Below are 13,904 nucleotides of genomic sequence, written 5' to 3'. Positions count from 1 at the left end.
GCGTCTTCTGACTCCGCGGTAAGGCTCTCATGCACCTCTCTGCGCACCGCTCGCACCACTCCTGCTCGACCGGACGGCCCACCCATGGCCGGCCGTACCCCCTACGCAGGGCCGCGACCCGGCGGCCCCAAGGCAAGGAGACCGAGTGAGACCCATCGCTTCCTCCCCCCGTAAGAAGACCGTCCGCGTGGCGGCGCTCGTCGCCTCCGCCGCCATGGTCGTCATCGGCGTGCAGACCGGCCAGGCCAGCGCCCAGCCGGAGCACTCCCGCGAGGCGGGCGCCACGGCGCTTCCGCTGACCGTGGGCGAGCGCGCCACCGCGATCAAGGCGGCCCAGGCCGACGCCTCCGCGCAGGCCGAGTCCCTCGGGCTCGGGGCCAAGGAGAAGCTCCTCGTCCGCGACGTCATCAAGGACGCGGACGGAACCGTTCACACCCGCTACGAGCGCACCTACGCGGGGCTGCCGGTCCTCGGCGGCGACCTGGTCGTCCACGAGAAGACCAGCGGTGCGCACTCCGTCAACAAGGCCACCGACGCGCGGATAGCGGTCAAGAGCACCGACGCCGCCGTGGCCTCCTCGGCCGCCTCCGGCACCGCGCTGAAGGCCGCGCCGAAGGCGACCACCGGCGAGAAGGCCAAGTCGCCGCGGAAGGTGGTCTGGGCGGCCACCGGCAAGCCCGTCCTGGCCTGGGAGACCGTCGTCACCGGCACGCAGGCCGACGGCACCCCGAGCGAGCTGCACGTCGTCACCGACGCCACCACGGGCAAGAAGCTGTCCCAGTGGGAGGGCGTCGAGACCGGCACCGGCACCAGCAAGTACAGCGGCACGGTGCCCCTGGGCACCACCAAGAGCGGCTCCACCTACAGCCTCACCGACTCCACCCGGGGCAACCACAAGACGTACGACCTGAACCAGGGCAGCTCGGGAACCGGCACCCTGTTCACCGACGCGGACGACGTATGGGGCGGCGGGCGCCAGACCGCCGGCGTCGACGCGCACTACGGCGCGGCCGAGACCTGGGACTTCTACAAGGAGTTCCTGGGCCGCAACGGCATCAAGAACAACGGCGTGGGCTCGTACTCCCGCGTCCACTACGGCAACAACTACGTCAACGCCTTCTGGCAGGACTCCTGCTTCTGCATGACGTACGGCGACGGCTCGGGCAACGCCAACGCGCTGACCGCGATGGACGTGGCCGGCCACGAGATGAGCCACGGTGTGACCGCGGCCACCGCGAACCTCAACTACAGCGGTGAGTCCGGCGGTCTCAACGAGGCCACCTCCGACATCATGGCCACCGCGGTGGAGTTCTACTCGGGCAACTCCGCGGACGTCGGTGACTACCTCATCGGCGAGAAGATCAACATCAATGGCGACGGCACCCCGCTGCGCTACCAGGACAAGCCGAGCAAGGACGGGGCGTCCAAGGACTACTGGTCCTCGACGCTCGGCAACATCGACGTCCACTACTCCTCCGGCCCCGCCAACCACTTCTTCTACCTGCTGTCCGAGGGCAGCGGCGCGAAGGTGATCAACGGCGTGAGCTACAACAGCCCGACCTACGACGGCTCGACCGTCACCGGGATCGGCCGGGACAAGGCCATCAAGATCTGGTACCGGGCCCTGACCACGTACTGGACCTCGACGACCAAGTACGCGGGCGCCCGCACCGGCACCCTCAGCGCCGCCTCCGACCTCTACGGGGCCAACTCCACCGAGTACAAGGCGGTCGCCGCCGCCTGGACCGCGATCAACGTGAAGTAAGCGGTCCGCCGCAGCGATGACGGGCCGCACCGGGGGACCGGTGCGGCCCGTTCCGACCGACCGGTGCGGCGTGTTCCGGACGGGCCTCGTCATCCCTGTCGTAGCCGCTGGTCGGCGCTTACGCTGCTGTCATGACTCAACAGGTACGCGGCGTGGTAGCCCCCGGCAAGGGCGAGAAGGTCAGGATCGAGACGATCGTGGTGCCGGACGCAGGCCCCGGCGAGGCGGTGGTGCGCATCCAGGCGTGCGGCGTCTGCCACACCGATCTGCACTATCGGGAGGGCGGGATCAACGATGAGTTCCCCTTCCTGCTCGGCCATGAGGCGGCGGGCACCGTGGAGTCCGTCGGCGAAGGCGTCACGGAGGTGGCCCCCGGCGACTTCGTGATCCTCAACTGGCGCGCGGTCTGCCATGAGTGCCGGGCCTGCCGCCGCGGCCGCCCCTGGTACTGCTTCAACACCCACAACGCGAAGCAGCCCATGACCCTGACCGACGGCACCGAGCTGACCCCGGCGCTCGGCATCGGCGCGTTCGCCGAGAAGACGCTGGTGGCCGCCGGGCAGTGCACCAAGGTCGACCCCTCGGCCTCACCCGCCGCGGCCGGGCTGCTCGGCTGTGGGGTGATGGCCGGCATCGGCGCCGCGCTCAACACCGGCAACGTCCAGCGCGGTGACTCCGTCGCCGTGATCGGCTGCGGCGGGGTCGGCGCCGCCTCGGTCGCCGGGGCGCGGCTGGCCGGGGCCGCGAAGATCATCGCGGTGGACCTGGACGAGCGGAAGCTGGAGTGGGCCCGCTCGCTGGGCGCCACCCACACCCTCAACGCCAAGGGCTCCGACGTCGTCGAGGCCGTCCGCGAGCTGACCGACGGGAACGGCGCCGACGTCGTCATCGAGGCCGTGGGCCGCCCCGAGACCTACCGGCAGGCGTTCTACGCCCGCGACCTGGCCGGCACCGTCGTCCTGGTCGGCGTCCCCACCCCCGAGATGAAGCTGGAGCTGCCGCTCCTGGACGTCTTCGGGCGCGGCGGGGCGCTCAAGTCCTCCTGGTACGGGGACTGTCTGCCGGACCGCGACTTCCCGATGCTGATCGACCTCTACCAGCAGGGCCGCCTCGACCTGGACGCGTTCGTCAGCGAGACGATCGGGCTCGAGGACATCGAGGAGGCGTTCGCCAAGATGCACCGCGGTGAGGTGCTCCGCTCGGTGGTGATGTTCTGATGACCCCTCCGCCCGTACGCGTCGACCACCTCGTCACCTCCGGCACCTTCTCGCTGGACGGCGGCACCTGGGAGGTGGACAACAACGTGTGGCTGATCGGCGACGACCACGAGGTGTACGTGATCGACGCCGCGCATGACGCCGACGCCATCGCGAACGCCGTCGGCGACCGCCGGCTGCTCGGCATCATCTCCACCCACGGCCACGACGACCACATCGACGCGGCCCCGGCGCTCGCCGAGCGCACCGGCGCGCCGATCCTGCTGCACCCGGAGGACGAGGTGCTGTGGCGGATGCGCCACCCGGACCGCGCCCCGGACAAGCCGCTGGCCGACGGTGACGTCCTTACCGTGGCCGGGACGCGGCTGCGGGTGCTGCACACCCCCGGCCACTCCCCCGGCGCCGTCTGCCTGTACGCACCGGCGCTGACCACGGTCTTCTCCGGGGACACCCTGTTCCAGGGCGGTCCGGGCGCCACCGGGCGCTCGTACTCGTCCTTCCCGACGATCATCGAGTCGATCCGGGAGCGGCTGCTGACGCTGCCCCCGGAGACGGTGGTCCGTACCGGCCACGGCGACTCCACGACCGTCGGGGACGAGGCCCCGCACCTGGAGGAGTGGATCGCGCGCGGGCACTGAGCCGCGCTCGAACGGCGAGTGTGGGGCCGCCCGCCGGGCGGGCGGCCCCACACCCCATGACACCATCGACCGCGTGATCGACCTGGGCTACTCCCTCTCCCGCCGCTTCCCCGACCCGCCGCAGACCGACTACCGGCGCGCGGACCCGCACACCCTGCGGCACGACCTGTTCTGCGGCGACGTCTACCTCGCCGATACGGAGACGGACCGTGAGCTGTCCACAGCCTGGGGATGGGTGCCGGTGCTCGACTTCGCCTGGGCGCTGTGCGACATCGTGGAACGGCTCGACCGGGATCCGCGCGGCAGCCGCTCGGCCACCCCGGTCCACGCCGAGCTGGATTTCACCGAATCGACGGACCGGCTGCTCTTCGAGCGCCGCTTCGGCTGGGTGGACATCACCGCCGACTGGGTGCCGGCCGAGGAAGCGCCGCTGACCTTCAACCACGCGGCGCTGCGCCGCGAGGCCCGCGACTTCCTGCACGATCTGATCGCCGATCTCACGGATCTGCACGAGGGGCTCGGTGACAACCCCGTGGTGTGGGATTTGCAGTTTCGCTTTCCGCGCGTCTGAGGACCGGCGAGGTCCCGCGGTATCCCACGAGGCTTCGCGGAGGGTCCGGCGAGGCTTCGCGGAGGTCCGGTGCGGCTGGAAACCGTCGCCGAACCTCCGCCCCGGCAGCGTTCTCGGGGGTTGAATGCCGCCGGCGGGGAAACTCCCCCGCGCCGCGGCACGGGGGCTGAATTCCCTCGTCGCCATATGTATCGACCGCCGAGAACCCTCCGCAAAGGGCGCTACAGGAAGCTGCCAGACCCGAGCGGGACCTCTCCGATCACCGGCGTTTCCGGCCACCGGAGGCCCCACTCCGCTCGCCGTTTCCGGCCATCATCGCCATGGCTTCGGCGGGTCCTGGGACGGCGTCATGGGCAGCAGTCCCAATTCGGCCGCCCGTACCCCCGCCTGAAACCGTGAGTTGGCCCCCAGCAACGCCATGATTTCGGCCACATAGCGGCGGTATGTGCGAACGGAGACCGCCAACTCTCGAGCCGCGACCTCGTCGGTGGCCCCCAGCCGCAGCCGTTCCAGGATCGGCCGCACCAGTTCGCCGCGCGACCGCTCGCCCAGCTCGATGCGCTCGCTGACCGACAGCGCGGTCCGCCAGATGCCGTCGAACAGCGTCTGGAGGGTCTCGATGACGCCCGAGTCCCGGAGGGTGGAGGCGCGCCGGCCCGCGGCCGAGTCCGCGCACACCAGCGCGGCCCGGCCGTCCACGATAAGGGCGGCGAGCAGCGGTATGCGCGCCACCCGGACCTCCAGGGCGTTCTCGTCCCCCACATGGCGCTGTACGAAGCCCCGGTCCACGGTGTTCTGGGCGCACAGCATCCGGGTGCGCACGGTGTCGCCGCCCGACCGCAGCCAGCCGTCGAGCGCACCGTGCAGCACATGCACATGCGCGGCCTCCGCCGCCAGCACCACGTCCACCCGTTCCGTGGCCGTGCGCAGCAGGTCCCGCGCGGCGGCGTGCACTTCCTTGTCGTCCGCCTCGACGGCCGCGACCCATGAGTTCCGCAGCTGCCGGTCGCGGTGTTTGACCACCGTGGACTCGATGAGCGCGCGAACCGCGAGGAGTTCCTCGGTGATGTCGTCCGCGAGGTGCCCGTCGTCCCCGGAGTCCCCGTCGTCCCCGGAGCCCCTGTCGGTCCCGGAGTCCCCGTCGGCCCCCGGGTGCCGGGGCCCGTCGTCCCCGTCGTCTTCATCGTGCTGTCGCTGGACCCCCGCCCCCGCCGACGTGGGAACCCTCATTGCCCTCACCCCCGTGAATTCGGTCAATCCACCAGCTCGCGGTCCGCCGCGGAGAGCAGCCCGAGCTCGACCGCGCGCACACCCGCCTGGAAGCGGGAGCTCGCGCCCACGTCCCGCATGATCGTCGCCACATGGCGGCGGTAGGTGCGCAGCGAGATCTGGATCTTCTTGGCCGCGACGTCGTCGGTGTGCCCCTCGCTGAGCCGCTCGAGGATCACTCGCATGGAGTCCGAGCGGAGCCGCTCGGCCAGCCGCAGATGTTCTCGCACCGGCATCGCGCTGCCCCAGGCCCCGGCGAACATCAGATACAGCGCGCGTACGGAGGCGAGGTCGGTGTTGACGGTCGCGTAACGGCCGTCGCGCTCGGGCCCGGACCGCCCGAACGCCGCCTTGCCGTCGACGATGACGGTGCCGTGCAGTTCGGCGTCGGTGACCCGGACGTCGAAGCCCAGCTGCCCGGCGCGCACCGCGGCGAGGATGCCATGCGGGACCGCGAGCACCTGCGGAGTGCACAGCAGCCGGACGGTGACGCCGGACTTGGCCACCGCGGCGAACCGCCCCATCATCGCGAGCATCGGCTTGGCCCGCTCCAGGGCACCCGGCACGATCACGCTGACGCTGTACTTGGCACCGGCCAGCAGCGGCCCGACGGCCTGCGCGACCGCCACGCCATCGGTGACGAGCACCATGGGCGAGGGCTGCGGCGGAATACTGCGGTGCAGGGTCACCGCCGATTCGATGAGTTCACATACCTGCTTGAGCGTCTCTTCTACGCCGTCGGATCTTCCACTCGAATTCGACAGTTCTGACATGACTCCCCCATTGGTACGCGACAGACCTGCCGCGCACCCGTCGATGAACGCCGAGCGGCCGCACGGCCGAGCCGCGACCGCGAGACACCCGACGATTTCCCCAGCGTTTTAATCCACGAATGACACGGGCATCGGAACTGCCCGCTCCCCCCTGCATCGCCGTACATTCACGTACGTTCAAGTGCGCGTTAACCAGCGTGCATTATCTCCGCAAGGCCGCCCCCCAGGCCGTGCGGCGGCGAGATTAGTTCGCCGACCGCGCCTCAGTCAACGCATCATAGTTGATAACGTTCGGATAAATCGGCCACGTCAGGGGCCGAAACCGACCCCGCTCCGCATCCGGGTCGCGGGATTGACATCAAGTTGCAGATCCGTCCGGAAACACAGCTCGGACGATCGCGCTCCGGGCGCGCAGCGCATCGGCGGGAGCACGGTGCGCAACCACGACGGCGCACGGTGACCGCTTGCTGTCAGCTATATGCTCACGCCGCCCCGACACGGTCCGCTAATCTCGCCCACCACCATCCAACGCCAAGAAATGGCAGGTCACTTGGGGTTTCATCGCATCCGACGGCACACCCCGCACCGGATCGCCCCACCCTGATTGTGACGCGCTTTACACCGATGACAGCGCTGTCCATGCACGGTCGCGGACGCGGCGCAAGGGTGTGATCCACCCCGTATCGGCCGAGACCGGCCCACCGGGTACGCCGCGGTGCTTCCGGTGACAAGCCGTCTCAGGCCGCCGCACACGCGTCCTTCATGTCATCAATGAGCGCCAGCACGGCCCGCGCGGACGGCAGAATCGCACGTCCCGCCTTGGTCAGCTGAGTACCGGTGGAGTCCCGCGTGAAAAGCCGCACGCCCAAGGCTTGTTCAAGACACTTGATCTGGTAGCTGATGGCCGGCTGTGAATAGTCGAGTGCCTTCGCCGCCTCATCCATGCGGCCGATCTCGGCGATGGATACGAAGGCACGGAACTCACGCTCATGCATTTCTTCCCCCTGATATCCGCGTGCAGGCCATATCAACGGATCGAATCCCGATCGGCAACAGCGGATGCAGGAAGCTGCAAGGGGCAACATGACCAGCCCATGCGCTCAGCCGGCCCCGAGCCCCGCCCTCGCCGCCCGACCGGCACACCGGCCACCGCCCCACGGCCCCGGGGCGGCCCCGGAGGGCTTCGCGGCAATGAAAAACCGCAGAGTCACATGGGTGATCTGCGGTTTCGAGAGCCGACTGTCGGGTTCGAACCGACGACCTTCGCTTTACAAGAGCGGTGCTCTACCAGCTGAGCTAAGTCGGCGTCCCCTGCAGTGTACCCGGCCCCGGCGGATGATCCGTTCGAAAATTCTCGGGTCCTGGCTAGAGACATGGCCGCCCTCGCCGGTATAGCGTCACGCCAATCCACCTCCGGTGGACTAGACCCCTCCTTTACTCGGATCGTCCGGCACGTTCCTGCCGGTGAAGGGACAGATCACCATGGCCACGGTCACGTACGACAAGGCAACCCGGGTGTACCCGGGCACCGAGAAGCCCGCTGTCGACCAGCTCGACATCGCCATCGAGGACGGCGAGTTCCTCGTTCTCGTCGGCCCCTCCGGCTGCGGGAAGTCGACCTCCCTGCGGATGCTCGCGGGGCTGGAGGACGTCAACGGCGGTGCCATCCGGATCGGGGACCGGGACGTCACCCATCTGCCGCCGAAGGACCGGGACATCGCCATGGTGTTCCAGAACTACGCGCTCTACCCGCACATGTCCGTCGCCCAGAACATGGGCTTCGCGCTCAAGATCGCGGGCGTCAACAAGACCGAGATCCGGCAGAAGGTCGAGGACGCGGCGAAGATCCTGGACCTCACCGAGTACCTGGAGCGCAAGCCGAAGGCGCTCTCCGGTGGTCAGCGGCAGCGTGTCGCGATGGGCCGGGCGATCGTCCGGGAGCCGCAGGTGTTCCTCATGGACGAGCCGCTGTCCAACCTGGACGCCAAGCTGCGTGTGCAGACGCGTACCCAGATCGCCAGCCTCCAGCGGCGTCTCGGCATCACGACGGTGTACGTCACCCACGACCAGGTCGAGGCCATGACCATGGGCGACCGGGTCGCGGTGCTCAAGGACGGGCTGCTGCAGCAGGTCGACTCGCCGCGCAACATGTACGACCGCCCCGCCAACCTCTTCGTCGCGGGCTTCATCGGCTCGCCCGCGATGAACCTGGTCGAGGTGCCCATCACCGACGGCGGTGTGAAGTTCGGCAACAGCGTCGTCCCGGTCTCGCGTGAGGCGCTGAGCGCCGCGTCCGACAAGGGCGACCGCACGGTCACCGTGGGTGTCCGGCCCGAGCACTTCGAAGTGGTGGAGGCGAACGGCGGGGCGGCGAAGACGCTGTCCAAGGCGGCCGACGACGCCCCGGCCGGTCTCGCGATCACCGTCAACGTCGTCGAGGAGACGGGCGCGGACGGCTACATCTTCGGTTCGGCCGACGTCGGCGGCGAGAGCAAGGACCTGGTGATCCGGGTCGACAGCCGCCAGGTGCCGGAGAAGGGCGCCCAGTTGCACGTCGTGCCGCGGCCGGGTGAGACGCACGTCTTCTCGACCTCGTCCGGGGAGCGGCTCAGCGACTGAGGCCACCGGCCCGTCAGTTCGTCCCGACGGCGCCGCTCGTCCGCTCCCCGCGGACGGGCGGCGCCGTCGCGTTGGGTGGGCATGGAACGCGTCGTGACGTTGTGCCGTCGCGTTGGGTGGGCATGGAACGCGTCGCGGTGTTGCGTTGTCGATAAATTCCCCGACATTTCGAGCATTTCGCCCCCGAGCGTCAACCCTCCGAACGCCAGGAGTGGGTTTCCATCACCCGCCCCGGTGACGGAATGTCGCCAAATCGTCGCTCCTCGCTACGATCAGCGCGTACGCAGTTCCGTACCACCCACCCGGTACCACCCACCCGCGAGGAACCACCCCGTGAACCACGCAGCCCGCCGCATCGGCAGAACGCTCGCCCTCGTCCTCCCCGTCGTGCTCGTCCTCTCCGGCACCCTCGCGGTCACCCGCGTCCCCTGGGCCTCGCCGAGCGCCGAGTCGCAGATCCTCACCGCCTCCTCCGACCGGGCGTCCACCCATGCCGCCCACCGGGCGCCGCATGAGCTGCTGCGCGACCGGCTGCTCGCCGAGCTCCAGGAGAAGAACCCCTCCGTGGCGCTCACCCACCTCCAGGTGGCGACGGCCGAACGGCCCTCGCTGGCCAAGCACTGCGCCTCCATCGCCCGAGCGCTCGGGCGCGCCGCGGTCGCCAAGTACGGCGGTGTGAGCCGCGCCCAGGCGTACGCACGGCCCGTCTGCGACACCTCGTTCGCGTCCGGGACCACCCAGGCGTACCGCTGACCGCACCCCCGCCGTACCGCCGGGCCCTTCCTTCCCGCCCCTGTTCCCGCTCCGGCTCCCCCTGCGGCGGTCCCCGCACCGCATATGGTGCGGTTCATGAGCGATGACGACGAGCGCAGGCTCGGGCATCACCACCAGACCGCACGCCCCACACAGGCCGTCGTCCTGGCCGGAGGCCAGGGCTCACGGCTGCGTCCGTACACCGACGACCGCCCCAAGCCGATGGTCGAGATCCCGGGCACCGGGACTCCGATCATCGGCCACCAACTGGCCTGGCTGGCCGCCGAGGGCGTCACCGACGCCGTGGTCTCCTGCGGCCACCTCGCCGCCGTTCTCCAGGACTGGCTCGAGGCGGCGGATCTGCCGCTGCGGGTGCGGACCGTCGTCGAGAAGGAGCCGCTGGGGCGCGGCGGCGGCCTGAAGTTCGCCGCCGCCCGGCTTCCGGAGCCCGACCAGCCCTGGTACGCCACCAACGGCGACATCTGGACCCGCTTCTCGCTCCGCGACATGGCGGACTTCCATGACGAGCGCGGCGCGACCGCCACGCTCGCCCTCGCCCGGCCGCGCATTCCGTGGGGGGCGGTGGAGACCAATGAGTTCGGCCACGTCCTGGACTTCATCGAGTCGCCGCCCTCGCCGTACCTCATCAACGCGGGCGTCTACGTCTTCTCCGCCGCCTTCACCGCGCTGCTGCCCGACCGGGGCGACCACGAGCGCACCACCTTCCCGCGCCTGGCGCGGGAACGCCGGCTGGCAGGCTTTCCGCTGCCCCAGGGCGCGTACTGGCGGGCCATCGACACGGCCAAGGACCTGACCGAGGCCGCCAAGGAACTGGCCGCCGGCCCCCCACCCCACGGCCACGGCCCCTTCGACACGACGCCTGTGCCACACGACTGAGCCTCACGGCACGGGCAGGGGTGGGCGCGGGTCAGCGTCCGCCGCGGGCGGTGCCGGGCTGCGGACTCGGCGTCGGAGCCCATCCCGACAGCGCCCGCGGCGGGGCCGACGGTCTTCCCCGGCCCGTTCCTTACCGCGGTATCGGTATGCGGCTTCGCCGCGTGGCAGGGGTTTTGGCCCTGGGGTACGGGGTCTGGGGCGAAGCCCCGCACGCGGCGGAGCCGCATGCCGTCAGGTGCCGGGGAGGGGCGGGAAGGGGCGGGGAGCGGAAACAACCGCCGCACACGTCTGGGCCCGGCGCCGTCGTGGGCGTTGGTGGGCGCCCTGGCGCGGGGCGCGGGAGCGGGGGCGTGGTTCAGCCGAGGAGGCCGCCGAGGGCGGCTTCCTCGGCGGCTGGGTCGCTGTAGTTGTATGCGTTGTCCTCCGGGGGGCCGCCCTCCGGACCACCCGCGGAGAGGCCACCGCCGGCGCCGCCCAGCGAGGTCGGGCCCGGCGCCGTCGGGGCGAGGGGGTGGCGCGGGGAGCGGGGGGTGGTGCCCAGGCCCGAGTGGGCCCGGGACGCGCCGCTGGGGCGGCCGGACGTGCCGGACGCCGAATCCGTCGCGCTCGGCCCCCCGGACGAGGACGTCGACGCCGAGGAGTCCGAGGCGGACGGCTCGGGGCGGTGCGACAGCCGCTCGCGCGGCGACAGCGCGCCCGGCGAACGGCCGCCCGTGCCCACCGTCCCGCGCTGCCCGCCGCGCGGGCTCTCCGCGGGCTTGCTGGGCAGCGGCGAGCCGGGCAGGTTGTTCGTCGGCAGATCGCTCGGCTCCGGCGCCTTCACGACCTCCGAGGACCGTACGGCGGCGCCCAGCATCGAGCCCACCAGCAGCGTCAGCCCGGCGACCACCATCGCCATCACGCCGCCGCGGCGCAGCACCCGGCGCCGCAGCTCCCACAGTTCGGCCCGGGGGCCGAGCCGCCGCCACGCCTCGCCCGCGAGGCGGCCGTCCACCGAGTAGACCGGCGCGCCCGCGATGATCAGCGGGCTCCAGGCGGCGAGGTAGATGATGTCGGGCGCGTCGTAGACCGGCACCGTACGCCAGCTCACGGTGACGATCAGCGCGGCGGACAGCAGCGCGCCGAACGAGGCGGCCAGCCGCTGCCACAGCCCGAGCACGGTGAGCACCCCGACCACGATCTGCAGGAACGCCACGGTCAGCCCGGCGCCCACCGGATGCGCCAGCGCCAGGTCGCGCAGCGGCTCGGCGATCGGCCAGGGGTGCAGCCTGCGCAGCCAGGTGACCATCGAGCCGCGCTCGCCGCCGTCGAAGTAGACGGGGTCGGAGAGCTTGCCCATCCCGCCGTAGATGGAGATGAAGCCGAGGAAGATGCGCAGCGGGAGCAGCACGACGCCGAGGTTCATCCGGCGCCCGGGGTAGTAGGCGTGGCGTACGGATTCGGAGTGGCGGCGCGGGCGCGGCACCGCGGCGCGCCGCGACGCGTCCCGCTCGCCGTCGAGGGCGCCCGGCCGTCCGGAGGACGCGCCGCGCCGCTCCGCCCCGGCCGCCCTGGCCACCGCGCTCGCCCCGCCCGCTCCGCGCGCCCCGCCCGCCTCGGCCGGGCCGTCCGCGCCCGGACGCCGCCGCCCGCCGGACGACCGGGGCACGGACTCCGTACGCGGGTTGCGGGGGCCGATGACGGTGGGCGCCGTGTCGTCGTCGAAGGCGATCCTCGGCAGCACCTGCGTGGCGCCCACGTCCTCGGCGCCCTCGCCCTTTCTGGAACGGCCCAAACCATCTTTCAGGCCATCGGACAGACTGTCGGTCAGACCCTCGGAGGAGTACCGCACGGCCTGCAGCAGCCGGGTCGCCGCGGTGTCCCCGCCGGGGCGGGTGCGGCCGCTCCACACCACGGGCGGCCGACGCCGGCCGGGCGCCGGGACGCGGGCGAGCCGGGCCGTGTCCGTCAGCGTGTCGCTGACGACCGGGACGCTGAGCTGCACCCGGAAGCTCGGGGCATTGACGGCGACCTGCGCAGGATCGCATGGCACCTTGGCCATGGTCAGCTGTGGTTCGTCGTCGAATCCCCCCGCGCGTCCCGCCAGGGGCGAAGGCATGCGGGCTTTTCTGGTCTCCACGCCCAACTAACCGAGTGACGGACGGGAAAGACACTGCCGGGGACGTCCCGATCTGTCCGAGGCCCGTCAAGATCATCGGCCAGAGGCACGCCCGGCGGCGGTACCGCTCACTCCGGGGACGCCCGACGGCGGTACCGCCCACACCAGCAGGGTCACGCCCGGCGCCGCACCGCCCAACCAAGCTCACGCCCGGCGCCGCGCCGCCCACACCAGGGTCAGGCCCGGCGCCGCGCCGCCCACACCAGGGTCAGGCCCGGCGCCGCGCCGCCTCGTACAGCACGACGCCCGCCGCCACGCCCGCGTTCAGCGACTCCGCGCCGCCCGGCATCGGAATCCGCACCCGCAGATCGCAGGTCTCGCCCACCAGCCGCGACAGCCCCTTGCCCTCGCTGCCGACGACGATCACGACCGGGCCGTCCAGCACCTCGAGGTCCTGCAGCTCGACATCGCCGTCCGCCGCCAGCCCGACCACCGTCAGGCCCGCCTTCTGGTAGGCCTCCAGGGTCCGGGTGAGGTTGGTCGCGCGGGCGACCGGGGTGCGGGCGGCGGTGCCCGCGGAGGTCTTCCAGGCGCCCGCGGTCATCCCGGCCGCGCGCCGCTCCGGCACGACCACACCGTGGCCGCCGAAGGCGGACACCGAACGGACCACCGCGCCCAGGTTGCGCGGATCCGTGACGCCGTCGAGGGCGACGATCAGCGGGTCCTCGCCCTCGTCGAAGGCGGCCGCGCTCAGGTCCTCGGGGTGGGCGTACTCGTACGGCGGGACCTGGAGCACCAGGCCCTGGTGGTTCAGGCCGTTCGTCATCCGGTCCAGCTCGGCCTTGGGCGCCTCCATGAGGTGGATGCCGCCGCGGTCGGCCGCGATCTTCAGCGCCTCGCGCACCCGGTCGTCGCTGTCGATGAACTGCTGCACATACAGCGTGTTCGCCGGAACGCCCTCGCGCAGCGCCTCGACCACCGGGTTGCGGCCCACCACCAGCTCGTTCGTGCCCTTGCCGCCGCGCCGCGGGACGGGGCGCTTGGCGGCCTGGCGGGCGCGGGCGTTGGCCATCCGCTGCTTGGCGTGCCCCTTGCGCATCTCGGCGGGCGGGGTGGGCCCCTTGCCCTCGAGGGAGCGGCGCCGCTTGCCGCCACTGCCGACCGTCGCGCCCTTCTTGTTGCTGGTACGGCGGTTCCTGCGCTGGCTGTTGCCGGCCATGAATGTCACCTGTCTCTTCACTGCTCAGCGCTGCTCGGCAAACGGCAACGGAAAACGTCGAACGTCACACACGTCCACGGTCGTA

At 71.3% G+C, this 13,904-nt stretch carries 12 protein-coding genes and 1 tRNA gene; 7 read left to right on the top strand and 6 right to left on the bottom strand.

The window, feature by feature from the left end; genetic code table 11:
* Positions 1 to 145 precede the first annotated feature (145 nt).
* From NP777_RS12690 to NP777_RS12675, 4 genes are all read left to right on the top strand, one after another.
* A complete protein-coding gene (locus NP777_RS12690; RefSeq protein WP_256650238.1) occupies positions 146 to 1,765 on the top strand; it encodes a M4 family metallopeptidase in 1,620 nt (539 codons plus the stop codon).
* Positions 1,766 to 1,896: 131 nt separating this feature from the next.
* Positions 1,897 to 2,982 carry an S-(hydroxymethyl)mycothiol dehydrogenase gene (locus tag NP777_RS12685; protein WP_256650237.1) on the top strand — a complete coding sequence of 362 codons (1,086 nt, stop codon included), beginning with the start codon at positions 1,897 to 1,899 and terminating at the stop codon, positions 2,980 to 2,982.
* Positions 2,982 to 3,620 (top strand): MBL fold metallo-hydrolase, encoded by a 639-nt coding sequence (locus tag NP777_RS12680; RefSeq protein WP_256650236.1) that lies wholly within the window; start codon positions 2,982 to 2,984, stop codon positions 3,618 to 3,620. Before NP777_RS12685 ends, NP777_RS12680 begins: the two co-directional genes overlap by 1 nt.
* A gap of 73 nt (positions 3,621 to 3,693) precedes the next feature.
* Positions 3,694 to 4,191, top strand: coding sequence for a hypothetical protein (locus tag NP777_RS12675; protein WP_256650235.1), 498 nt, complete (start codon positions 3,694 to 3,696; stop codon positions 4,189 to 4,191).
* Between the two features lie 312 nt (positions 4,192 to 4,503).
* Here the strand turns inward: NP777_RS12675 and NP777_RS12670 are convergent, their stop codons facing one another.
* The 4 genes from NP777_RS12670 to NP777_RS12655 all read right to left on the bottom strand — a co-directional run bounded on the left by NP777_RS12670 (position 4,504) and on the right by NP777_RS12655 (position 7,539).
* Complete coding sequence (locus NP777_RS12670; protein WP_256650234.1) at positions 4,504 to 5,421, bottom strand: LuxR family transcriptional regulator; 918 nt, start codon at positions 5,419 to 5,421, stop codon at positions 4,504 to 4,506.
* A gap of 23 nt (positions 5,422 to 5,444) precedes the next feature.
* On the bottom strand, positions 5,445 to 6,233 hold the full coding sequence (locus NP777_RS12665) for a helix-turn-helix transcriptional regulator (RefSeq protein ID WP_256650233.1): 789 nt from the start codon (positions 6,231 to 6,233) through the stop codon (positions 5,445 to 5,447).
* Between the two features lie 737 nt (positions 6,234 to 6,970).
* Positions 6,971 to 7,228, bottom strand: a complete 258-nt coding sequence (locus NP777_RS12660) for a LysR family transcriptional regulator (protein WP_069870670.1) — start codon at positions 7,226 to 7,228, stop codon at positions 6,971 to 6,973.
* Positions 7,229 to 7,466: 238 nt separating this feature from the next.
* A tRNA-Thr gene (locus NP777_RS12655) sits at positions 7,467 to 7,539 on the bottom strand.
* A 176-nt stretch (positions 7,540 to 7,715) separates the two neighbouring features.
* Between NP777_RS12655 and NP777_RS12650 the strand changes: the two genes are divergently transcribed.
* The 3 genes from NP777_RS12650 to NP777_RS12640 all read left to right on the top strand — a co-directional run bounded on the left by NP777_RS12650 (position 7,716) and on the right by NP777_RS12640 (position 10,502).
* Positions 7,716 to 8,852 (top strand): ABC transporter ATP-binding protein, encoded by a 1,137-nt coding sequence (locus NP777_RS12650; RefSeq protein WP_256650436.1) that lies wholly within the window; start codon positions 7,716 to 7,718, stop codon positions 8,850 to 8,852.
* Positions 8,853 to 9,185: 333 nt separating this feature from the next.
* Positions 9,186 to 9,605, top strand: coding sequence for a hypothetical protein (locus NP777_RS12645; RefSeq protein WP_256650232.1), 420 nt, complete (start codon positions 9,186 to 9,188; stop codon positions 9,603 to 9,605).
* A 96-nt stretch (positions 9,606 to 9,701) separates the two neighbouring features.
* Entirely contained in the window at positions 9,702 to 10,502 is an 801-nt protein-coding gene (locus NP777_RS12640) for a nucleotidyltransferase family protein (RefSeq protein WP_256650231.1), read from the top strand.
* 355 nt (positions 10,503 to 10,857) lie between these two features.
* Here NP777_RS12640 and NP777_RS12635 read toward each other — a convergent pair whose 3' ends face one another.
* Both NP777_RS12635 and rlmB read right to left on the bottom strand, forming a co-directional pair.
* On the bottom strand, positions 10,858 to 12,600 hold the full coding sequence (locus tag NP777_RS12635) for a DoxX family protein (protein ID WP_256650230.1): 1,743 nt from the start codon (positions 12,598 to 12,600) through the stop codon (positions 10,858 to 10,860).
* Positions 12,601 to 12,868: 268 nt separating this feature from the next.
* The gene (gene rlmB / locus NP777_RS12630) at positions 12,869 to 13,819 is read right to left on the bottom strand and encodes a 23S rRNA (guanosine(2251)-2'-O)-methyltransferase RlmB (RefSeq protein ID WP_256650229.1); all 951 of its coding nucleotides are present in this window, start codon (positions 13,817 to 13,819) and stop codon (positions 12,869 to 12,871) included.
* Positions 13,820 to 13,904 lie beyond the last annotated feature (85 nt).

The sequence above is a fragment of the Streptomyces rugosispiralis genome (assembly GCF_024505145.1).
GTDB classification, from domain to species: Bacteria; Actinomycetota; Actinomycetes; order Streptomycetales; family Streptomycetaceae; genus Streptomyces; species Streptomyces rugosispiralis.
This window is presented reverse-complemented; position numbering and strand designations above follow the sequence as displayed.